The organism is Phenylobacterium sp. J367 (assembly GCF_024699985.1).
GTDB lineage: Bacteria > Pseudomonadota > Alphaproteobacteria > Caulobacterales > Caulobacteraceae > Phenylobacterium.
The window spans coordinates 480,697-501,311 of the sequence record NZ_JAJONA010000001.1; the positions used below are offsets into that span (position 1 = coordinate 480,697).

Sequence of the window (20,615 nt, forward strand, 5' to 3'; positions counted from 1 at the left end):
AAATCCCCATGGCGACCCTAAATGCCGGCATCTACGGCGTGGATTCCAACGCCCCCGAGATCGGCGCCCTCGTGGACGGCGTCGTGACCGTGGCCACCTCCACCCAGCTCGTGCTGCAGACCGGCGCCTGGCTAGACAGCTTCACGGGATCGTTCTTCTACACCAACAACCAGCTCAGCAGCGGCACGATCACCGGCTGGAAGCAGACTTACAACGGCGTGACGACCTTCGAGGTCACTGGATCCTCCGTCTCCGTCAGCCAGTTCCTGACCTGGATCGCCAACGACGATGACGCGACCGCGGTCCAGACGATCTTCAGCGGGGCCGACACCATGAACGGCTCCTTCTCGGACGACATCTTCTGGGGCTGGAACGGCAATGACCGCATCCGCGGGTCGGGGGCAATGACTCCATCGACGGCGGCTCGGGCGCCGACACACTGGAAGGCGGCGACGGTCAGGACAGCGTATTCGGCGGCGCCGGCGACGACGTGATCTCCGACGCCGACGGCTCGAACTATCTGCGCGGCGGCGAAGGCGACGACAGCCTCTCGGGCGGACTCGGGTTTGACGACGTGCACGGCAACCAGGGCAACGACACCGTCGCCGGCGGATTTGGCGACGACTGGGTGGTCGGCGGCCAGGGCGACGATCTGCAACAAGGTGGCGACGGCTGGGACATCGTCTACGGCAACCTCGGCCGCGACACCCTCAACGGCGATTCAGGCTCCGACTGGGTCCGCGGCGGCCAGCAGTCGGACAAGCTGAACGGCGGCTTTGGCGACGACTGGCTCTCCGGCGATCGCGACAACGACACCATGACGGGCGGCTTCGGCGCGGACACCTTCAACCTGTTCAACGGCTCCGGCGACGACCGCATCACTGACTTCAGCCTGATGGAGGGCGACCTCATCCGCTGGGAAGGCGGTTCGCCGTCCAACCTGACCATGAGCCAGGTCGGCGCGAACACCGTCATCACCTACGACTTCTCCAACTCCGTCACGCTGGAGGGCGTCCAGATGTCGAGCCTCGCCGGCAAGACCTGGTGGATCGTGGGCTGAACGGAGAAGCGCGGGCGAAAGCCCGCCCCTTCGCCTCCTCTCCCCCGGCGCAGCCGAGAGGGAGAGGATTGAGGAGAGGGCTCGGGCCCTCACTCCGCCTCCCCCGGCCCCAGCACCCGCACGCCCCGCGCCTTTAGCTGCGCCGCCACGCCGCCTTCCGCCAGCCAGGGCCTGAGGCTCACCACCGCCACGGCATGGCCCGGCGCGCCCAGCGCCGCCTCGATCGCCTTCGCCTGGTCGCCCACCGCCCGGGTCCAGAGCGCCGGCCCGCCGCCCAGCAGCAGCACGCACTTGTCGAAGCTCCGGGGCTCGCTGACCGCGGCCGCCGTGTCCCCGCGCGCCCAGCCCTGCAGCGCGCCACGCCGGCGGGCGGGCGGCGCCTCGGCGTCAGCGAGCGCGCCCTCCAGGCACTGGCGATGCACCGCCGGCGTCAGCCCGCCCAGCGCCTCGCGGACGAACGGCAGGGCCTGGTAGGTGGCGGGCGTCACCACCTTCACCTTCCCCGCCTTGGCGAGCTTCTCCGCCGTACCGGTCACCGAGACCGCCTGTTTCGCGCCGCGCACGTCGGCCACCAGCATCTCGCCGGCGATCAGCGGCTGCCACCCGGCATAGCGGCTGGCCGGCTTGCCGGCCTTCTCGCGGGCCGCCACGAAGCGCACGCGCAGCGGCTCGGGCAGGGTCGCTTCCAGCGGCGTCTTCGACTTCAGCGAATTGCGGGCCCGAAGCAGCGCCGGGATGTCCCGCAAGCCCCCCTGCAGCGCCACCCGGTTGCCGGCGATCAGGACGTTGGCGCCCTTCATCCGCCGCTCGAGCGCGCGCCGGTCCCAGGCGATGTCCTTCGGCACGTCGTCCTCGGCGACGCCCAGGACGTAGACGGTCGTGTCCCCGTCCACGACCCGCCACCAGGCCGGCCCGGGCTCGATCGCCTGGACCACGAGCTCCTCGACGAGGTTCGCCTCCGGGTCGGCCAGCGGCTGCGCGCCAGCCGCCCCCGCCACGGCCCACGCCGCCGCCAGCCCGATCAACCATTTCATCCGCCGATCTCCTCCGCCCACGCCGCATTCACCCGCCGCATCACGGCGAAAGCTTGACCGCAGGCTCCCTACCAACTCACCCCGCCCGGCATGTGCAGCCCGCGCGGCGGCCGATAGTCCGGATCGTCCTCGCGCATGATCCCTCCGGTCTCCGGGTCGGGCACATAGACCGCCAGCCGCCGCTCGCCGGTCTCCGGGTCCTCCTCGACCATGAAGTGGCGCCAGATGATCCGCATCGGCTCGTCCGTCTCGGCCGGCTCGACCAGCTTCGTGCGGTAGGTCTTGGGCGCCATGGTCCCGGCCATCCAGCGGAGCTGCTTCAGCTTCACGTCGGTCAGGTAGGCGGTCTCCGGCGTCGCCCCCTCGCACAGCGCCCAGCCCAGGTCGCAGAACCGGTCGGCCTGGATGCGCCGGGCGGCGTTCACCGCCGCCTCGAATTCCGGGATCTTCCGGCGCCAGTAGTAGAAGGTCGACAGCGACGGCAGGGTCGGGTCGGCGGCGATCCGGGTCAGGCTCTCCCCCTCGCACAGCCGCTCGAACACCTCGTCGGCGATCTCCGGGCAGAAGCTGAACGCCGGCCCGCGATGCGCCCCATCCGGCCGCCACCCCATCCGCCTGGCCGCCGCCAGCGCGCGGGCGAAGTCCGGCCGCTCGCGCGCCCAGTTCGCCACTGTCACGTCCGACGGCATGTCCCGCTCCTGGCAGATGTGCCGCAGCAGCTCGCCGTCCCTCAGCCGCCGGCAGATCGCCTCCCCCAGCCCCTCCGACCACCGGACATGCTTCTGCTTGCCGGCCGGGAGCCCCGGCGCGTTGTCGTCGTCCATCGGAAAACTCCGGAAATGAAAGGATCGCAGGCGAAGCCCGCTCCGGCGCCGCCTCTCCCCCGCGCAGCGGAGAGGGAGAGGCTTGAGGTGAGGGAAAGGGGCCGAGCTCCGCGCCCCTCCCTCCCCTTAATGGGGAGGGACAGGCCGCGAAGCGGCCAGGGTGGGGGAAGTCACGCCCAGGCTCAGAGCCCGTCGGAAGGATCACCCTTCCCCGTCACTCCGAGCCCCAGCCTACACTTCCCACCCGGCGGCGCTGACGCGCCGTCCACCCGCCCCATGAAGGGGAGGGAAAACAAAAGCGGCGGGCCAAAGCCCGCCGGACACACCACTCAACGCTGCCCGAACTCTCCCGGAAACGCGCGCAAATGTCAAGAACAAAACAGGAACGCTACGACACCCAAATTGTGAGAGGTGCCTGGAAGGTCGGCCAGCCGTCTGACGCTGGCGCCTATCAATGACCTTTTTAGCGAATAGCCCCAAGATCACCGATACGATGATGCCCAAGAGGGCAAGTGCGATCTCTAAGCCCAACGTAGCCTCCCGGTTCTTCTAGCTTCAGCGTGCGCGAGGTTCCCGATCTTGCGCAAGTCGAACTCGCTCGTCGGGCATGGGCGCCTCCCTTCTGTGTCCTTCTGTGTATTTCTGTGGTTCCAAACCCGGACCGCACCCACGCCCGCCGATCCGCGCCCTCCGCGAAATCCGTGGTTGCAGCCCGACCTCCGCCTGGGTCCCGGCCTTCGCCGGGAGGAGCGGCGGTGAAGGCGCCCGTTCGTGGGGTTCGTGTGGTTCGTGGACCAAATCCAACCTCCCCCAACCTCCACCACACTCCCGCGTTGACTCCCCCCGCTCCTCGGCTACACGGTCGGCCAACTCTCGCGGGAGAGACCGGGGATTCTCCCGGAGCCGAAGGCGCAACCGCCCCGGAAACGCTCAGGCAAAAGGACCGCGACGGGCCAAGGCACGCTGGAAAGATCCGCCTTCGCTCCTGACGGAGCTTCGGAGGACGCCGAAGGAGCAAGGGACGCCCCGGACCATCGGGGACCGGTCTCGAAATCTCTCAGGCCGCAAGGACAGCGGGGGCGCGTGGAATGCCAGGCTTGCGCCCGGCGGCCCGCAAGCGCGTCAGCCGGAGTCCGCAAGTGTCCACCGAAGACCAGACCGACCTGAAGACCACCCCGCTCACCGAGACGCACATCGCGCTGGGCGCCCGCATGGTCCCCTTCGCCGGCTATTCCATGCCCGTGCAGTACGCCGAGGGCGTGCTCAAGGAGCATCTCTGGACCCGCGAGCACGCCGGCCTGTTCGACGTCTCCCACATGGGCCAGGCCCGGCTGCGCGGCGTCGCCCCGCTCGCCGCCTTCGAGGAGGTGGTGCCCGGCGACTACATCGGGCTGAAGCCCGGCAAGCAGAAGTACTCCGTCCTGCTGAACCGCCAGGGCGGCATCGTCGACGACCTGATGGCCGGCCGTCCCGACGCCGACAGCCTGTTCGTGGTGGTCAACGGCGCCTGCAAGGAGAACGACTTCAAGGTCATCGACGAGGAGCTGGCCGGCCAGGTGCGCATCGAGCGCCTGGAGGACCGCGCGCTCATCGCCATCCAGGGCCCGGAGGCCGCCGCGGTCGTGCAGCAGCACGTCCCCGCCGCCGCCGACATGGTGTTCATGGACATCCGGTCCATGCGCGGCTTCGACACCGACCTGATCATCTCCCGCTCGGGCTACACCGGCGAGGACGGCTACGAGATCTCCGTGCCGGCCGCCGACGCCGTCCGCGTCTGGAACCTGCTGCTCTCGGACGACCGGGTGAAGCCGATCGGCCTGGGCGCCCGCGACAGCCTCCGCCTCGAGGCCGGCCTACCGCTCTACGGCCACGACCTCGACGAGACCGTCTCGCCGGTCGAGGCGGGCCTGACCTTCGCCATCAACAAGAACCGCCGCGAGCAGCGCGACTTCCCGGGCGCCGCCCGCATCGTGCGCGAGCTGGCCGAGGGGCCGGCCCGGACGAAGGTCTGCCTGCGGGTGCTGGAAGGCGCGCCGGCCCGCGAGGGCGCCGAGGTCGCCGACGAGGCCGGGACCGTCATCGGCGTCGTCACCTCCGGCGGCTTCTCCCCGGTCCTCAAGGCCGGCATCGCGCTGGCCTTCGTGCCCCCCGCCTTCAAGGCCCCGGGCACGAAGCTGAAGGTCATCGTCCGCGGCAAGCCCCAGGCCGCCGAGGTCGTGACGAGCCCCTTCGTCCCCCACCGCTACGTCCGGAAGTCCTGATGCCCGCGCGCAGCGCAATCAGATCGACCACGAAAGGCACGAAAAACACGAAAGCCCTTTTCGTGCCTGTTCGTGTTTTTCGTGGTTCCCAAAACAGCGGCGCTGACGCGCCCTCGGCTTAGGAGAGAAAGCCCATGAAGTTCACCAAGGACCACGAGTGGGTCGAGCTCGACGGCGACGTCGCCACCGTGGGCATCACCGCCTATGCCGCCGAACAGCTTGGCGACGTGGTGTTCGTCGAGACGCCCGACGTGGGCAGGACCGTGAAGGCCGGCGACGGCTTCGCGGTGGTCGAGAGCGTCAAGGCCGCTTCGGATGTCTACGCCCCGGTGTCCGGCGAGGTCGTGGAAGCCAACGGCGAGCTCTCCGGCGCGCCCGAGACCGTCAACGCCACGCCGGAAGCCGGCGGCTGGTTCGCCAAGGTGAGGATCTCCAACCCCGCCGAGCTCGACGCCCTCATGGACCGCGCCGCCTACGAAGCCTACCTGGCGACGCTCTAGACCAACCCAAACTCCGCTCACCCCGGCGAAAGCCGGGGCCCAAGCCGACTCGCCCGCATGGATCCCGGCTTTCGCCGGGACGAGCGGAGAGAGGGAGCAAGGGGCCAAGGAACAGTTCCCATGCGCTACCTCCCCCTGACCCCGTCCGACCGCGCCGAGATGCTCGGCGTCATCGGCGCGCCCGACATCGACGCCCTCTTCGCCGACGTGCCGGAGGCGGCCCGGAAGAAGGACCTGTTCGACCTGGCCCTGCACGCCGGCGAGCTGGAGGTGGAGCGCGAGCTCTCCGCCCTTTCGGCGATGAACCGTCCGGCCGGCGCCGGCCCGTTCTTCTGCGGCGCGGGCGCCTACCGGCACCACGTCCCGGCGACCGTGGACCACATCATCCAGCGCTCGGAGTTCCTGACCAGCTACACGCCCTACCAGCCCGAGATCGCCCAGGGCACGCTGCAGGTGCTCTTCGAGTTCCAGACCCAGGTCGCCGCGCTCACCGGCCTCGATGTGGCCAACGCCTCCATGTACGACGGCTCCACGGCCACCGCCGAGGCCGTGATGATGGCCAAGCGCGTCACCCGCCGGGAGAAGGCCATCCTCTCCGGCGGCCTCCACCCGCACTACGCCGCCACCACCCAGACCATCGCCCACGCCGAGGGCATGCAGATCGATCGCCTCGCCGCGGCCGTCGACGCGGAAGCCGCGGTCATCGACGCCATCGACGGGGACACCGCCTGTGTGGTCGTCCAGACGCCGAACGTCTTCGGCGTGGTCACCGACGTCTCCAGGATCGCCGAGGCCGCCCACGCCAAGGGCGCCCTGCTCATCGTCGTGACCACCGAGGCGGTCTCCTACGGCCTCCTGAAGTCGCCGGGCGCCATGGGCGCGGACATCGCCGTCGCCGAGGGCCAGTCGATCGGCAACGGCCTGAACTTCGGCGGCCCCTACGTCGGCCTCTTCGCCGCCCGCGAGAAGCTGGTCCGCCAGATGCCGGGCCGGCTCTGCGGCGAGACCGTCGATGCCGAGGGCCGCCGCGGCTACGTGCTGACGCTCTCGACCCGCGAGCAGCACATCCGCCGTGAGAAGGCGACGTCGAACATCTGCACCAACTCCGGCCTCTGCGCGCTCGCCTTCACCATCCACCTCTCCCTGCTGGGCGAGGTGGGCCTGAAGCAGCTCGCGGCCCTGAACCACAGCCGGGCCCGGGAGCTGAAGCAGGCGCTCTCCGGCGTGAAGGGCGTCGAGATTCTGACGCCGCGGTTCTTCAACGAGATCGCCGTGCGCGTCCCCGGCGACGCCGCCGCCCTGGTCGAGGCCTGCCTGGCCGAGGGCGTGGTCGCCGGCGTCCCGTTCTCGCGGATCGACCCGCACGCCGGCCTGGACGACGTCCTGCTGCTGGCCGCCACCGAGACCACCACCTCCGACGACATTTCCGCCCTCGTGGGCGCCCTGAACGCGAAGATCGCCCGATGAGCATGTCCAGCGTGGGTCGCCCGACCCGTCCCGGAAGGCGCCGCCGCCTCCGCCTCGCACCAATCGCTCTCCGGCGGCCGCGGCCTGCTGCAGGACGAGCCCCTGCTGTTCGAGCTGGGCGGCTGGGAGAAGACCGGCGTCGACCTGCCTCTTCCCGACCACGATGCGTCGGACCTCGGCGACCTGGTCCGCGATCGTATCGGCCTCGCCGGCCTCTCCGAGCCCGAGGCCGTCCGCCATTACGTGCGCCTCAGCCAGAAGAACCACGCCATCGACCTGGCGCTCTATCCGCTGGGCTCGTGCACCATGAAGCACAACCCCAGGCTCAACGAGCGCATGGCCCGCCTGGCCGGCTTCGCCGACCTGCACCCGCTCCAGCCGCAGTCGACGACCCAGGGCGCGCTCGCCCTCATGGACCGCCTGGCCCACTGGCTGAAGACGCTCACCGGCATGCCCGCCGTCGCGCTCTCGCCCAAGGCCGGCGCGCATGGCGAGCTCTGCGGCCTGCTCTGCATCAAGGCCGCCCACGAGGCCGCCGGCCAGGGCCACCGCCGCCGCGTCCTGGTGCCCACCTCGGCCCACGGCACCAACCCGGCCACCGCCGCCTTCGTCGGCTACAGCGTCACCGAAATCGCCCAGACCCCCGACGGTCGCGTCGACCTGGCGGACCTCGAGGCCAAGCTCGGCCCCGACGTCGCGGCCATCATGGTGACCAACCCCAATACCTGCGGCCTCTTCGAACGCGACGTCATCGAGATCGCGCGGCTCACCCATGCCGCCGGCGCCTACTTCTATTGTGACGGCGCGAACTTCAACGCCATCGTCGGCCGCGTCCGCCCCGGCGACCTCGGCGTCGACGCCATGCACATCAACCTGCACAAGACCTTCTCCACGCCCCACGGCGGCGGGGGGTCCGGGCGCCGGCCCCGTGGTGCTCTCCGAAGCCCTCGCCCCCTTCGCCCCGGCCCCCTGGGTCGTCTCCGGCCCCTCCGGCCTGGAGCTCGTCGAGGAGGCCAAGGACCAGGCCGCCCAGGCCTTCGGCCGCATGTCCGCCTTCCACGGCCAGATGGGCATGTTCGTCCGCGCCTACGCCTACATGCGCAGCCACGGCGCCGACGGCCTGCGCCAGGTCGCCGAGGACGCGGTGCTGAACGCCAACTACATCAAGGCCCGCCTCAGCCAGGAGATGACCCCGGCCTTCCCGGACGGTCCGTGCATGCACGAGGCCCTGTTCGACGACGCCTGGTTGGAGGGGACCGGCGTCACCACCCTCGACTTCGCCAAGGCGATGATCGACGAGGGGTTCCACCCGATGACCATGTACTTCCCGCTGGTCGTCCACGGGGCGATGCTCATCGAGCCGACCGAGACGGAATCCAAGGCCGAGCTCGACCGGTTCTGCGAAGCCCTGCTGCTGCTGGCCCAGGCGGCGAAGGCCGGCGACGCCGAGCGGTTCAAGGGCGCCCCCCTACCTCGCCCCGCTGCGCCGGCTGGACGAAACCCAGGCGGCCCGGAAACCCAAGCTGACCTGGCGGCCCGAGTCGGAGACCGCCCAGGCGGCCGAGTAGGGTTGGGGAGTGACACGCGTCACGGTCGCGCGCCGCAACCTGCGCGATGCTGCGTGTGTCAGTCGCATAACGCATTCTGTGGCTTTTCCGCCATGCCGCGGCGAAAGGGTCCACGTTAGTAAAATTTAACGCGCCCGCGCCTTTACGATCGGGCCGGGCGTTCGCATATCGGCAGAGCGATGCGGGTGGAACCTCCCCCAGCCCCCGCGCGCTCTCGGGTACCAACATGTCTCTGGCCATGCCCTCTCCGCGCGCGAGTCGCGCCACGGCCGATCTCGCGCCCGAGATCGTCAGCCGCCTCGTCCGGGGCGGCCTGGTCGTGCTGGGCGGCGTGATCGTGGTTGCGGGCGTGATCATCGCGCCCCTGCCGGGCCCGGGGGCATCCCGGTGATCGCCCTGGGTCTCGTGGTGGTGCTCCGGAATTCCTATGCCGCCAAGAAGGCCTTTGTTCGCGCCCACCGGCGTTGGCCGACGGTCGTGCACCCGCTTCGGCGGCTGATGCGCAAGGAGCCGGAGATCGCCCCGGTCTTCTGGCAGGCCTATCTGCGGGTCGAGCGGTTCGCGCTGCCGAAGCGCTATCGCCTCGGCGTCCGCGGCCGCCACTTCGTGAAGCGCAAGTTCGGCGGCAACGAAGCCTAGCCCCAAAGAAAAAGCCCCGGAGCGATCCGGGGCTTCGTCTTTTTCAGGTCGCCCGTCGAAGCTACTGGAGCTTCGTCGCCAGTTGGCCGATCGCGCGGTCGATGAGCGGGTCGGTCTTGGGCGCCGGCGACGCGGCTGGCCAGGACCTGCTCGGCCATCTGCGCCGCCAGGTCGGTGGCGGCGGCGCGGACGTCGTCCATGGCCCGGCGCTCCGCCTCGGCGATCTTGCGCTCGGTCATCGCCTGACGGCGCTGGAGGCTTTCCTCCAGCTTGGCCTTGGCGTCGGCCTCGAAGGCCTTGGCCTGGACCTGGGCCTGCTCGAGCATCGCCTTGGCGTCGGCCTCGGCCTTCGCCCGCTCGGCGCGCAGTTCCGCCAGCAGGCGCTCGGCCTCCTCGCGGATCCGCGCGGCCTCGTCGAGGTCCGTCTGGATCGTCTGGGCCTTCGCATCGAGCATGCCGGCGACGGCCTTGGGGCCTTGGCCCAGAAGATGACGATCGCCAGGAAGATCAGCAGGCCGGCGAAAACCCAGAACTCGGCCTGGCCGTAGTCGAGGAAGGCGGGCATCACACAGCTCCTTGGCGGACGGCCATGGCCTTGATCTCCGCCGCCGACGGGGCGGCGCCCGTCAGCTTCTGGATGATCGCCTGGGCCGTGTCGGTGGCGATGCCGTCGACATTGCCCATTGCCTGGTCGCGCATGGCGCGGATCCGGGCCTCGGCCTCATCCATCTGGACGGCGAGGCGCTGGTCCTCGGCCGCTTGGCGGGCGGCGAACTCCGCCGCCGCCTTGGCCTGAGCCTCGGACGCCACGCGTCGCGCCTCGGCGCGGCCCTGAGCGATCTCGGCCTGGGCGGCCGCGGCCTGGGCGTCGGCCTCCGCCTGCACGCGGCGGGCTTCCGCCAGCGCCCCGGCGATGGTCTCCGCCCGCGTGTCCACGACCTTGCGCAGGCGTGGCACGAAGACCTTCGCCAGCAGGACGTAGAGGATCGCGAACAGGATGAGCAGCCAGATGATCTGGCCGCCCCAGTACTCGAACCGGAATTGCGGCAGGCCGCCGCCTTCGCCGCCGTGCTGGGCGACTTCGGTCGTTCCGGCCGGCGCCGCGTGATCACCCGGGTGGGTGGGGGGTCGTAGCCATCGGAGGCAAGTAATCCTAGGCCGCGGGCGGGCGGCTCCGGAGGGAGCCGCCGTTCTGCGGGTCTGTCTTAGGCGGCGAACAGGATGAGCAGGCCGAGCACGAAGGCCAGGATGCCCAGGGCTTCGGTCAGAGCCGCGCCCAGGATCAGGTTCGTGAACTGGCCGCCGGCCGCCGACGGGTTACGGGTCGCGCCTTGCAGGAACCCGCCGAAGATGGTGCCCACGCCGATGCCCGCGCCGATCATGCCGAGGGTCGCGAGGCCAGCGCCGATGAACTTAGCCGCTTCCGCTTCCATGGTGTCCTAGTCCTAGATCAAAGTTGAAAGTTGAGGGTTGGGATCGGCCGTCAGTGATGATGGCCGAGGTTGACCACGTCGTTGAGATAGACGCACGTCAGAACCGCGAAGACGAAGGCCTGCAGGAAGGCCACGAGGAACTCCAGCGCCGTCAGGGCGACCACGCCGGCCAGCGACAGGCCCGCCGCCGGGATCGCCAGGAGGCCCAGGCCGCCGCCGGCCGCCAGGGGCCCAGCGAGACGACGAAGCCGGCGAACACCTTCAGCGCCACGTGGCCGCCCAGCATGTTGCCGAAGAGACGAAGCGCCAGGGTCACCGGGCGCAGCGCGAAGGAGATGAACTCGATCGGCGTGACCAGGATCAGCATGTACCAGGGCACGCCCGAGGGGACGAACAGCTTGTACATGCCGGCCCCATTGCGGAGGAAACCGACGATCAGCACCAGCAGGATGGTCATGATGCCGAGCGTGGCGGTGACCGCGAGCTGGGACGTGGCGGTGAACACCAGGAACATGCCCAGCAGGTTCATCACCAGCACGAACAGGAAGATCGTGAAGACATAGGGGAAGAACTTCCGCCCCTCATGCCCGATGATGCTTTCGGTCAGATTGTCGATGTAGCCGAAGACGCCTTCGCCGATCAGCTGCAGGCGGCCGGGCACGACCGCCGGCTTGGCGGTGACCAGGGCGAAGAACGCCACGATGAGCCCCGCCGCCAGCGTCATCGCCAGCGTCGAGTTCGTGAACGCCATGTCGATCGTCCCGAGGCCGGGGATCGTGAAATCCGGGAGGTCAACGATCTTCGTGACCTCGAACTGGTGCATCGGGTCGGCCATGCCGCCTCGAACTCCTCAATCTTCGTCTTCGTCGTCGAAGGGCAGGTCCTTGGGAGGACCGTATTCCTTCGCGACCTCGGCCGTCATCTGCTGCGCAGAGCGGACCGCCATCCAGATCGACACGCCGAAGCCCAGAAGGACTCCGACGATCATTCCCCAGGGGCGGATGTTCAGCAGCGCGTCGGCGATCGCACCGAACGCCAGCCCCACGAACACCCCGCCGATCAGCACGCCGATCAGGCGATACCCATAGCCCGACACCTTGGCGGCCGCCGCCTCATGGCTGACGGCCTGCGCCTGCCGCGCCTTCAGCGCATCGGCCCGGGCGCTCAGGCGCTTGATCGCCTCTTCGCGCGATTCGTCCGGGTGCGACATGAGCGAAAGGCCAACGGACCGCCGTGTCTCCACGGCGGAGGGGGCTTGAAAGTCGCGCGGAACCTATAGACCGCGCTGCGGTGCGTCAAGGCTGGCGGACGGCTTCGTATCTCACTGATTTTGCTTCTATTTTAGTCCCGTCGCGACATTGCCGCAGGGACAGGCCGGCTACTGGGCCGCCATGGCTTCGGCCTGCAGCAGGTCGACGCTCACCAGTTGCGACACGCCGCGCTCGGCCATGGTGACGCCGAACAGCCGATCCATGCGCGACATGGTCACCGGATTGTGGGTGATGGCGATGAACCGCGTCTGGGTGCGGCGGCGCATCTCGTCGATCATGTTGCAGTAGCGGTCGACGTTGGCGTCGTCGAGCGGGGCGTCGACCTCGTCCAGCACGCAGATCGGCGCCGGCTGGGCCAGGAACACCGCGAAGATCAGGGCGGACGCGGTCAGCGCCTGCTCGCCGCCGCTCATCAGGCTCATGGTGGCCATCCGCTTGCCCGGCGGGCAGGCATAGATCTCCAGTCCGGCTTCCAGCGGATCTTCCGATTCGACCAGCCGCAGCTCGGCCTGACCGCCCTGGAACAGCGCCTCGAACAGCGTCTTGAAGTGGGCGTTGATCACCTCGAAGGCCGCCACCAGCCGCTCCCGGCCCTCGTGGTTCAGCTCGTCGATCCCCTGCCGGAGCCGCGCGATGGCGCCGGTGAGGTCGGCCTTCTCCGTCAGCATGACCTGCAGGCGGGCGGACAGCTCCGCGGCCTCCTCCTCGGCGCGCAGGTTCACCGGGCCGATCTGCTCGCGCTGACGCTCCAGGTTGAAGAGGTGCGCCTCCATCCCGCCGGCGTCGCCGGGGATGGCCACCGCCTCGTCCGCCAGCTTGCGGGCCAGTTCGCCGGGCTCGATCTGCGCCGTCTCGCGAATCTGGGTGGTGACCTCGGTCAGGCGCTGGATGGCGGCCTCGGCGTGGGCCGCCAGGCTGGCGCGCACCTCGCGGGCCTCGGAGGCCTGGGCCTCGGCGGCGCGCAGGCCGCGCTCGGCTTCCGCCCGCTCGTGCTCGGCGGCGGCCAGCGCGTCCGACGACTTGGCCCGACGGGCCTCGGCGGCGGCGAGTTCGTCCAGCAGGGTGGCGCGGCGGTCGGCCAGGGTGTCGGGCTGGGCCTTCACCCGCTCCAGTTCGGCATGGGCCTTCGCCCGGGCGTCGTCGAGCTGCTCCAGGCGCTTGGCGGCCACGCCGGTCCGGCGGGCCCAGTCGTCCCGTTCCCGGGCCAGCTGCTCCAGGCGCCGTTGGCGGCCGTGGCGCTCGCGGGCCTCCAGCTCCAGCGCCGAGCGGGCCGCGGCGGCGGCCTCGCGGGCCGGGCCGGCGGCGGCGCGGGCGGCGGCCAGGCGCCCGGCGAGGTCGCTCGCTTCCGCCGCGCCGGACGCCGCCTCGGTGGCGGCGGCCAGCGCCGCGGCGACTTCCGCATATTCCGTCTCGAAGCGGGCGATCACGTCGTCGAGCGAGGCGGCGTGGGCCTCCCGCCGCGCGATCTCGCGCTCGAAGCGTTCGACGTTCGACCGCACCTGGCCGAGCCGCTGCTCCAGCGGCGGCGGCTCGCGGCGGGCATTGCGCAGCGCCTCCTCCGCCGTCCGCAGGCGGGCCTGCGCCGCCGTCATGGCCTCGCGCCCGGCCTTGGCCTTCGGCTCGAGCTTCTCGATCTCGGCCTCGACCTCGGCCAGCCGGGTCTTCTGCTCCAGGCGCACGGCCGCCGGCTTCGGCGCCTCCGACCGGGCCGTGAATCCGTCCCAGCGCCAGAGGTCGCCTTCGCGGGACACCAGGCGGGCGCCCGGCGGCAGCGCCGCCTGCAGCCGGTCGCCGTCGGCGCGCTCGACGAGGGCCACGTACTTCAGCCGGGCCGCCAGGGCCGGCGGCGCCTTCACCAGCGGCGCCAGCGGGGTCGCGCCATCCGGCCACTGCGGCGCGGCGGCGTCGCGGCCGCCCCAGAAGGACGGCGCCTTGGGATCCAGAGCCGCGTCGAGGTCGTCGCCGAGGGCGGCGGCCAGCGCCTTCTCGTAGCCGCGGTCGGGCGCGACCGAATCCAGCGCCGGCGCGAAGCCGCCCCGGCGGGCCTGGGCGACGAGACCGGCCAGCGCGCGGGCCTCGGCTGTCAGCCGTCCGAGCTGTTCCTCCAGCTTCCGGCCGCCATCGCGGGCGGCGGTCTCGGCCTCGATCGCCTGGGCGCGCTCCTCTTCGGCGGCCTCCAGGGCGGCGCGGGCGGCGGCCAGCGCCGCCTCCACCCGCTCCAGCTCGGCGCGGGCCTCGGCGGCCTGCGGGCTCGCCTGCGCGTCCAGCGCCGCGCGCTCGGACTTGGCCTGGTCGAGCGCGCGCCTTGTCCGCGAATAGCGGGCCTGGGCTTCCTCCACCCGCTGGGTCGCGGCGCGGCGCTGCGATTCCTCGACCGCGGCCTCGGCGGCCAGCCGCTCGACCTCGGCGTCGGCGGCGGCGCGGGCGGCCTCGGCGGCGGCCACGGCGGCCTCCAGCTCCGGCGTCCGCTCCGGTGCGGCGGCGATCGCGGCCTCGACGGCGGAGAGGTCCTCGGCCAGGCGCTTCAGGGCCGCGTCGGCGTCCTCGACGATGTGCGCCTCGCGGGCCTTGTCGGCGTCGATGCGGGCCAGGTCGTCGGTCAGCCGCTTCAGCTCGGCGGCGTGGGCCTCGTCCTCGCGGTCGAGCCGGTCCTTGTCGATGGCCAGCTTGTGCAGGATGGCCGCGGCGATCGTCTCGGCCTCGCGCAGCGGCCGGATCGCCTCCTCGGCCGTGGCGGCGCGGGTGGTGGCCGCCGCCGCCGCGCGCGCGGTCTCCTCCACGGCGCGGACCGCTTCGGCGGCCTCGCTCCGCAGACGTTCGGCCGCCTCGCGGGCCTCGTTCCAGCGGGCGACCAGCACCGCGCCCTGCAACGCGCGGATCTCGGCCGACAGCCGCTTGTAGCGCTCCGCCTGCCTGGCCTCCCGCTTCAGCCGGTTGAGGTTGCTCTCCAACTCGCCGGCCACGTCCTCCAGCCGGTTGAGGTTGGTCTCGGCGGCGCGCAGGCGCAGCTCGGCCTCGTGGCGGCGGGTGTGCAGGCCGGAGACGCCTGCCGCCTCTTCCAGGATCATCCGCCGGTTCTGCGGCTTGGCGGCGATCAGTTCGGAGATCTGTCCCTGGCGGACAAGGGCCGGCGAATTGGAGCCCGTCGAGGCGTCGGCGAACAGGAGCTGGACGTCGCGGGCGCGCACCTCGCGGCCGTTGATCCTGTAGGTCGAGCCCTCGCCGCGATCGATCCGGCGGACCACCTCGATCACCGGGTGGTCGTTGAACGCCACCGGCGCCGTGCGGTCGGCGTTGTCGATGGTCAGGGAGACTTCGGCGTGGTTGCGCGAGGGCCGCTTGTCGGCGCCGGCGAAGATCACGTCGTCCATGCCGCCGGCCCGCAGCGACTTGGCCGAGTTGGCGCCCATCACCCAGCGCAGCGCTTCCAGCAGGTTCGACTTGCCGCAGCCGTTCGGCCCGACGATGCCCGTGACTCCGGGCTCGATCCGGAACTCGGTCGGATCGACGAAGGACTTGAACCCGGAAAGGCGCAGCCGCTGGAAGTGCACCGTCGTCTAGCGCCTCCCGCCCTTGGCCCTGGCGATCGCCGGCTCGAGCTCGGCGAGGCTGTGGACGTCCTCCACCTTCACCCCGTTGACGAAGAAGGTCGGCGTGCCGCTCACCTTGTCGGTGTTCACCGCGTATTCGATGCGCGCCTGCAGGTCGGCCTGGGCCTTCTCGTCCGTCAGGCAGGCCTCGAACTGCGCCTCGGTCATGCCGTTCGCCTTGGCGATCTCCACGAAGATCGGCTTGATGCTGCCGCCCTGCCAGCGCTTCTGGCTGCGCAGCACCTCGTCCACGACCTTGAAGTAGCGCTGCGGCGGGGCGGCGTTGCAGCGGGCCATGATGAAGCCCGCCGCGGCCACCTGCGCCGGCTGGGTGAGCAGCTCGCGGATCGTGTAACGGACCTGCCCGGTGTCGATGTACTTGGCCTTCAGCGCCGGGAAGCTCTCCTCGTTGAAGTGCGCGCAGTGCGGGCAGGTCAGCGAGAGGTACTCGACGATGTGCACCGGCGCCTTGGGGTCGCCGATGGTCATGTCGCCCGGGGCCGCCGGCCGCCCACGCCGGGACAGCCGCCAGCGCCGCGGCGGAGGCGGCGAGCGCGATCGCGGCGCGGCGGCGGGTCAGGATCACTTCTTCATCGCCTCGGCCACGGCGGCGTCGAGCTGGGCCAGGGTGACCTCGCCGGACGCCACCTGCTTGCCGTTGATCACGAAGGTCGGCGTGCCGGTGATCTTGTCCTCGCGGACCGCGCGGGTGACGCGCTCGTCCAGCGCCTTGATCTCGGCCTCGTTGGTCAGGCAGGCGTTGAACTGCTCCTCGGTCAGGCCCGCCGACTGGGCGATGCGCAGCAGCACGCCGCGGACGTCGCCGGTCTGGAACATCTCGGCCTGATTGTGGAACACCGCGTCGATGACGCTGAAGTACTTGTCCTTGCCGGCGCAGCGGGCGACCAGGAAGCCGGCGGTGGCCACCTGCTCCGGCGGGGTCAGGAACTCCTTCAGGGTGTAGTGCACCTTGCCGGTGTCGATGTACTTCGCCTTGAACGCCGGGAAGACCTCGTTGTTGAAGGTCGCGCAGTGGCTGCAGCTCGCCGAGGCGTACTCCAGCATCTTCACGGGCGCGTTCGGATCGCCCATGGACATGTCGCCCTCGGCCGGGCCGGACGCCCCGCCCGTGTTGCAGCCCGCCAGCGCAAGACCGGCGACGGCCGCAGCGGCGAGGAGGAGACGACGGCTAAGCATGTTCAAACGCCCTCTTGAAGCGTGAAGGAAGGATTAAAGCGCGATTCCCCGCACGGCGGCGAACTGCCCATCAGCCGATGGGACGGCGGCGATTTTTAGTCAACTAGCGTTCCCGCCGAAGCACGCCCCGGCCCAGCGCCAGGAGCGCCTGCTTGAGCTTTCCGTCCGACGCCGACGCGAGGCTCTTCGCGAGCTCCGCCTCCTGGGCGGCGTCCAGCGGCTGGGACCGGCGCTTGGGGGCGGGCGGCTCCGGGACGTGCCGCAGCGGGCCCTGCACGATCCGCAGCTTCTGCACCGCGTCCGGCCCCAGGAACACGTTCACCCGCGCCAGGATATCGTGCGCCTGGTGCTGGATGATCGCCGCCGACGGCCCGGCCACGCGGATCTCCAGCGAGGAGGCCCCGCCGTTGCGGCCCTTCACCAGCTTCACCGGCTCGGTTCTGCGCGCGATCTCCGCGCCGACGATCTCGCGCCAGCGGGCCTGCAGCGCGCCGGGACCCTTGCCGAACTTCTCGTCCAGGTCGCGGACCAGCTTGCCAAGCCCCTTGCCGGCCGGCGGCGGCGGCCGGCGCTGCGGCCGCGTGCGCTTCGCAGACAGGATCTGCAGCGCCTCTTGGCTGGTCGGGAGCGGCCGGCGGGACATCGCGTCACCATAGCCGCTGCGCGCGGGCGACGCTAAGGGGGAAGGGTGACCGCCGAGACGATCCGCCACGCCCTGCTCTCCTGGTACGACGCAGGCGCCCGCGACCTGCCCTGGCGGGTGAGGCCCGCGGCGCACGCGGCGGGCGTGCGGGCGGACCCATACCGCGTCTGGCTTTCCGAGGTGATGCTGCAGCAGACCACGGTGCCGCACGCCACGCCCTACTTCCTCAAGTTCACCCAGCGCTGGCCGACCGTCACAGAGCTCGCGAACGCGGCGGACGGCGAGGTCATGGCGGCCTGGGCGGGGCTCGGCTACTACGCCCGCGCCCGAAACCTCCTGGCCTGCGCCCGGGCGGTGGCGAACGACCACGCCGGCGTCTTCCCGGACACCGAGGAGGGCCTCAGGTCCCTGCCGGGCCTCGGGCCGTACACCGCCGCGGCGGTGGGCGCGATCGCCTTCGACCGGCCGACCAATGTGGTCGACGGCAACGTCGAGCGGGTGATGAGCCGCCTCTTCGCCGTCGAGGCGCCGCTGCCCGACGCCAAGCCGGAGCTGAAGCGGCTGGCCGGCGCCCCTGGTCCGCGACGACCGGCCCGGCGACTGGGCCCAGGCGCTGATGGACCTCGGCGCCACCGTCTGCCGGCCGAAGGCGCCGCTCTGCGACCGCTGCCCGATCGCGGCCCACTGCGCCGCCCTCGCCACCGGCGCCCCGGAGACCTTCCCGCGGAAGACCGCCAAGGCCGAGCGGCCGCACCGCCATGGCGTCGCCTACGTCCTCACCCGCGGCGGCGAGGTGGCCCTGGTCCGCCGGCCGCCGAAGGGTCTGCTGGGCGGGATGCTGGCGCTGCCGACCTCCGACTGGCGGGCCGACCGCTGGAGCGACGCCGAGGCCATCGCCGCGGCCCCGGCGGAGGCGTCCTGGCGCGGGGTCGGCGAGGTGGAGCACGGCTTCACCCACTTCACCCTGACGCTCCGGCTGCTCCGCGCCGAGGGCGAGGCCCCCGACGTCGCCGGGGGCGAGGTGATCTGGAGCCCGCGCCGCGACCTCGACGCCCTGCCCTCCGTCTTCCTGAAGGCCGCCCGCGCCGGGCTGACCAACCTGCTCTAGGCTCTCGGCGCCCGCGGGAAGACGAGGACCAGGATCACGAGGCCCGTCAGCGACATGGCGAGCGCCGCCGCCGGGATGGCCGGCACGCCGAACGCCGCCAGCGCCGCCCCGCCGAGCGCCGAGCCCAGCGCCTGGCCGACCGAGATCACCGAGCCGTTGAGCGCCAGGGCGACCGGCGCCCCCTCGGTCATCCGGATCAGCCGGTTCTGGATCACCGGGGTGATCGAGAACAGCGCGGTGGCCGCCAGGAAGATCGCGAACGCCACGAGGATCTGGCTGGGCAGGCCCGGCGGCGCGGCATGGTGGGTCGCCGCGAAATGGGTGCTCATGGCGCAGGCCTGGATCAGGAAGCCCTGGATCACCCAGGCCTTGCCGGCGTCGCGGTCGGCGGCCCGCCCGCCCAGCCACAGGCCGGCGATGGAGCCCACGCCGATCATCGCCTGGAAGATCCCGACCCCGGCCCCGGTCACCCCCGCCCCCACCCGGACGATCGGGGCGATGTACAGATTGAGCGTCATGTTGGCGGCGAAGGTCAGGAAGGTCGTCGCATAGAGCGGCCAGATCGCCGCCACCGCGACACGCCCGCCCTCGCGTTTCGGCGGCGCCGGGACCCGCGGCATGAAGATCAGCACGCCGGCCAGAGCCAGGCCGGACAGCAGGGCCGCGAACACGAAGGTCGCCCGCCAGCCGAACACCGAGCCGACCACGCTGCCCATCGGGATGCCGAGCACGAAGGCCAGCGTCATGCCGCCCGAGACCATCGCCAGCGCCGAGCCGCGCCGCTCGGGCGGGGCGAGCTGGACGGCGGCGACACTGGCCGAGGGTCCGGAGATCGCGCCCGCCAGCCCGGCCAGCGCGCGCAGGATGAACAGCGTGCCGAAGTCGGGCGTGAACGCGCAGGCCAGGTGCAGCGCCAGGCCGAGGCTCAGGCCCAGGACGATGGTCAGCTTGCGGTCCAGGCGGCCCAGCGCCCAGGCCACGAACGGCCCGAGCACCGCCGAGGTCAGCACGAAGGCGGTCTGCAGCTGGCCGGCCACGGCGGTGGTCACGCCGAGGTCGGCGGCCATCACCTCCAGCAGGCCTGCGAAGATGAAGGCGCTCGACCCGAAAGCGAAGGTCACCATGGTCAGCACGAAGATGCGCGGGTTCACGATCCTCGTCCGTCCACGTCAGCGCCCTTCCCCGGCGATCCTCCCGCCCAGGGTGGGGGCGAATGCGGCGTCGGTCCAGTGGCCGGGTTTGGCGAGGCGGTTTGTCGAAGCTCGACCGGAACGGGCTGGGGATAAGCCGGCCGATTTCCGCCGCTGCGGCCGCATCGCCCCTTGAGGTTCCGCGCGCGCTCGGCTGAAGGTGGCCCCGAATGACGGCTCCCCTCCAAAGGTGCGGCTGGCGCGGCATGGCCGGCGACCCGCTCTACGAGCGCTACCACGACACCGAGTGGGGCGTGCCGGAGTACGATTCCCGCGCGCTCTGGGAGAAGCTGGTGCTCGACGGCTTCCAGGCCGGGCTGGCCTGGATCACCATCCTTCGGAAGCGCGACGCCTTCCGGGCGGCCTTCGACGGCTTCGATCCCGAGAAGGTGGCGGCCTACGGCGACGCCGACCGCGCCCGGCTGATGGCCGACGCCGGCATCGTCCGCTCCAACGCCAAGATCGACGCCGCCATCGGGGGCGCCCGAATCTATCTCGCCATGCGCGACCGCGGCGAGGACTTCTCCGACTTCTGCTGGGGCTTCGTCGGCGGCCAGCCGATCCAGAACGCCTGGGACGGCATCGGCCAGGTGCCGGCCCAGACGCCGCTGGCGGTCGAGATGTCCAAGGCGCTGAAGGCCAGGGGCTTCAAGTTCGTCGGCCCGGTGATCGTCTATGCCTGGATGCAGGCCACCGGCCTCGTGAACGACCACCTGACCGGCTGTTTCCGCCATGAGGACGTGAAGGAGAAGGCGCGATGAGGTTCGCCGCCCTGCTGCTGGCCTGCGCCCTCCTCGCCGGCTGCGAACACCTTTATGGGGCGATGGACG

General features: G+C 71.2%; 19 protein-coding genes, 3 pseudogenes and 1 riboswitch. Of the genes and pseudogenes, 10 read left to right on the plus strand and 12 right to left on the minus strand.

All coding sequences use genetic code 11. From position 1 onward, the window contains the following. Positions 1–8 precede the first annotated feature (8 nt). Positions 9–494, plus strand: coding sequence for a hypothetical protein (locus LRS04_RS02725; RefSeq protein WP_257815044.1), 486 nt, complete (start codon positions 9–11; stop codon positions 492–494). Then, positions 440–1,060: a calcium-binding protein gene (locus LRS04_RS02730; RefSeq protein ID WP_374577094.1), complete on the plus strand. Its 621-nt coding sequence runs from the start codon at positions 440–442 to the stop codon at positions 1,058–1,060. Before LRS04_RS02725 ends, LRS04_RS02730 begins: the two co-directional genes overlap by 55 nt. Before the next feature lie 89 nt (positions 1,061–1,149). Here the strand turns inward: LRS04_RS02730 and LRS04_RS02735 are convergent, their stop codons facing one another. Next, complete coding sequence (locus LRS04_RS02735; RefSeq protein ID WP_257815046.1) at positions 1,150–2,094, minus strand: TraB/GumN family protein; 945 nt, start codon at positions 2,092–2,094, stop codon at positions 1,150–1,152. Positions 2,095–2,162: 68 nt separating this feature from the next. Then, positions 2,163–2,918 (minus strand): hypothetical protein, encoded by a 756-nt coding sequence (locus LRS04_RS02740; RefSeq protein ID WP_257815047.1) that lies wholly within the window; start codon positions 2,916–2,918, stop codon positions 2,163–2,165. An 866-nt stretch (positions 2,919–3,784) separates the two neighbouring features. Further along, positions 3,785–3,874: riboswitch (glycine riboswitch) on the plus strand. 183 nt (positions 3,875–4,057) lie between these two features. Here LRS04_RS02740 and gcvT point away from each other — a divergent pair. From gcvT to LRS04_RS02770, 6 genes and pseudogenes are all read left to right on the plus strand, one after another. Beyond that, on the plus strand, positions 4,058–5,179 hold the full coding sequence (gcvT, locus tag LRS04_RS02745; RefSeq protein ID WP_257815048.1) for a glycine cleavage system aminomethyltransferase GcvT: 1,122 nt from the start codon (positions 4,058–4,060) through the stop codon (positions 5,177–5,179). Between the two features lie 134 nt (positions 5,180–5,313). Next, positions 5,314–5,679, plus strand: a complete 366-nt coding sequence (gcvH, locus tag LRS04_RS02750; protein ID WP_257815049.1) for a glycine cleavage system protein GcvH — start codon at positions 5,314–5,316, stop codon at positions 5,677–5,679. Between the two features lie 120 nt (positions 5,680–5,799). Then, complete coding sequence (gcvPA, locus tag LRS04_RS02755; RefSeq protein WP_257815050.1) at positions 5,800–7,146, plus strand: aminomethyl-transferring glycine dehydrogenase subunit GcvPA; 1,347 nt, start codon at positions 5,800–5,802, stop codon at positions 7,144–7,146. Then, positions 7,143–8,714: pseudogene (gcvPB, locus tag LRS04_RS02760) on the plus strand (aminomethyl-transferring glycine dehydrogenase subunit GcvPB). The gene gcvPA and the pseudogene gcvPB overlap by 4 nt, the downstream one beginning before the upstream one ends. 226 nt (positions 8,715–8,940) lie before the next feature. Next, positions 8,941–9,105, plus strand: a complete 165-nt coding sequence (locus tag LRS04_RS02765; RefSeq protein ID WP_257815051.1) for a hypothetical protein — start codon at positions 8,941–8,943, stop codon at positions 9,103–9,105. Further along, the gene (locus LRS04_RS02770) at positions 9,102–9,353 is read left to right on the plus strand and encodes a hypothetical protein (RefSeq protein WP_257815052.1); all 252 of its coding nucleotides are present in this window, start codon (positions 9,102–9,104) and stop codon (positions 9,351–9,353) included. The genes LRS04_RS02765 and LRS04_RS02770 overlap by 4 nt, the downstream gene beginning before the upstream one ends. Here the strand turns inward: LRS04_RS02770 and LRS04_RS02775 are convergent. The 9 genes and pseudogenes from LRS04_RS02775 to LRS04_RS02815 all read right to left on the minus strand — a co-directional run bounded on the left by LRS04_RS02775 (position 9,350) and on the right by LRS04_RS02815 (position 17,487). Next, complete coding sequence (locus LRS04_RS02775; RefSeq protein ID WP_308238062.1) at positions 9,350–9,808, minus strand: hypothetical protein; 459 nt, start codon at positions 9,806–9,808, stop codon at positions 9,350–9,352. The two genes, LRS04_RS02770 and LRS04_RS02775, sit on opposite strands and share 4 nt — an antisense overlap. A gap of 109 nt (positions 9,809–9,917) precedes the next feature. Then, on the minus strand, positions 9,918–10,505 hold the full coding sequence (locus LRS04_RS02780; protein ID WP_308238272.1) for a hypothetical protein: 588 nt from the start codon (positions 10,503–10,505) through the stop codon (positions 9,918–9,920). A gap of 53 nt (positions 10,506–10,558) precedes the next feature. Beyond that, the gene (locus LRS04_RS02785; RefSeq protein ID WP_257815053.1) at positions 10,559–10,786 is read right to left on the minus strand and encodes a F0F1 ATP synthase subunit C; all 228 of its coding nucleotides are present in this window, start codon (positions 10,784–10,786) and stop codon (positions 10,559–10,561) included. Positions 10,787–10,836: 50 nt separating this feature from the next. Next, positions 10,837–11,621: pseudogene (locus tag LRS04_RS02790) on the minus strand (F0F1 ATP synthase subunit A). 15 nt (positions 11,622–11,636) lie between these two features. Then, on the minus strand, positions 11,637–11,996 hold the full coding sequence (locus LRS04_RS02795; protein WP_257815054.1) for an AtpZ/AtpI family protein: 360 nt from the start codon (positions 11,994–11,996) through the stop codon (positions 11,637–11,639). Positions 11,997–12,164: 168 nt separating this feature from the next. After that, positions 12,165–15,608 carry a chromosome segregation protein SMC gene (gene smc, locus LRS04_RS02800; protein WP_257815055.1) on the minus strand — a complete coding sequence of 1,148 codons (3,444 nt, stop codon included), beginning with the start codon at positions 15,606–15,608 and terminating at the stop codon, positions 12,165–12,167. Between the two features lie 6 nt (positions 15,609–15,614). Beyond that, positions 15,615–16,136, minus strand: coding sequence for a DsbA family protein (locus LRS04_RS02805; protein WP_257815056.1), 522 nt, complete (start codon positions 16,134–16,136; stop codon positions 15,615–15,617). Positions 16,137–16,229: 93 nt separating this feature from the next. Further along, complete coding sequence (locus LRS04_RS02810; protein WP_374572807.1) at positions 16,230–16,844, minus strand: DsbA family protein; 615 nt, start codon at positions 16,842–16,844, stop codon at positions 16,230–16,232. A gap of 103 nt (positions 16,845–16,947) precedes the next feature. Further along, complete coding sequence (locus LRS04_RS02815) at positions 16,948–17,487, minus strand: DUF721 domain-containing protein (RefSeq protein ID WP_257815058.1); 540 nt, start codon at positions 17,485–17,487, stop codon at positions 16,948–16,950. Positions 17,488–17,532: 45 nt separating this feature from the next. Here LRS04_RS02815 and mutY point away from each other — a divergent pair. Next, a pseudogene (gene mutY / locus LRS04_RS02820) lies at positions 17,533–18,595 on the plus strand (A/G-specific adenine glycosylase). Here mutY and LRS04_RS02825 read toward each other — a convergent pair. Then, positions 18,592–19,746: an MFS transporter gene (locus LRS04_RS02825; protein WP_257815059.1), complete on the minus strand. Its 1,155-nt coding sequence runs from the start codon at positions 19,744–19,746 to the stop codon at positions 18,592–18,594. The pseudogene mutY and the gene LRS04_RS02825 overlap by 4 nt on opposite strands. 209 nt (positions 19,747–19,955) lie before the next feature. Between LRS04_RS02825 and LRS04_RS02830 the strand changes: the two genes are divergently transcribed. Then, a complete protein-coding gene (locus LRS04_RS02830) occupies positions 19,956–20,546 on the plus strand; it encodes a DNA-3-methyladenine glycosylase I (protein WP_257815060.1) in 591 nt (196 codons plus the stop codon). Positions 20,547–20,615: the final 69 nt, after the last annotated feature.

Excerpts from the sequence above, each read along its gene's own strand:
- LRS04_RS02805 (WP_257815056.1), bottom strand. The coding sequence starts at position 16,136 with ATGACCATCGGCGACCCCAAGGCGCCGGTGCACATCGTCGAGTACCTC.
- LRS04_RS02830 (WP_257815060.1), top strand. The coding sequence starts at position 19,956 with ATGACGGCTCCCCTCCAAAGGTGCGGCTGGCGCGGCATGGCCGGCGAC.
- LRS04_RS02775 (WP_308238062.1), bottom strand. The coding sequence starts at position 9,808 with ATGCTCGATGCGAAGGCCCAGACGATCCAGACGGACCTCGACGAGGCC.
- LRS04_RS02765 (WP_257815051.1), top strand. The coding sequence starts at position 8,941 with ATGTCTCTGGCCATGCCCTCTCCGCGCGCGAGTCGCGCCACGGCCGAT.
- LRS04_RS02810 (WP_374572807.1), bottom strand. The coding sequence starts at position 16,844 with ATGCTTAGCCGTCGTCTCCTCCTCGCCGCTGCGGCCGTCGCCGGTCTT.
- LRS04_RS02795 (WP_257815054.1), bottom strand. The coding sequence starts at position 11,996 with ATGTCGCACCCGGACGAATCGCGCGAAGAGGCGATCAAGCGCCTGAGC.
- LRS04_RS02815 (WP_257815058.1), bottom strand. The coding sequence starts at position 17,487 with ATGTCCCGCCGGCCGCTCCCGACCAGCCAAGAGGCGCTGCAGATCCTG.
- LRS04_RS02785 (WP_257815053.1), bottom strand. The coding sequence starts at position 10,786 with ATGGAAGCGGAAGCGGCTAAGTTCATCGGCGCTGGCCTCGCGACCCTC.
- LRS04_RS02735 (WP_257815046.1), bottom strand. The coding sequence starts at position 2,094 with ATGAAATGGTTGATCGGGCTGGCGGCGGCGTGGGCCGTGGCGGGGGCG.
- gcvH (WP_257815049.1), top strand. The coding sequence starts at position 5,314 with ATGAAGTTCACCAAGGACCACGAGTGGGTCGAGCTCGACGGCGACGTC.
- gcvPA (WP_257815050.1), top strand. The coding sequence starts at position 5,800 with ATGCGCTACCTCCCCCTGACCCCGTCCGACCGCGCCGAGATGCTCGGC.
- LRS04_RS02725 (WP_257815044.1), top strand. The coding sequence starts at position 9 with ATGGCGACCCTAAATGCCGGCATCTACGGCGTGGATTCCAACGCCCCC.
- LRS04_RS02740 (WP_257815047.1), bottom strand. The coding sequence starts at position 2,918 with ATGGACGACGACAACGCGCCGGGGCTCCCGGCCGGCAAGCAGAAGCAT.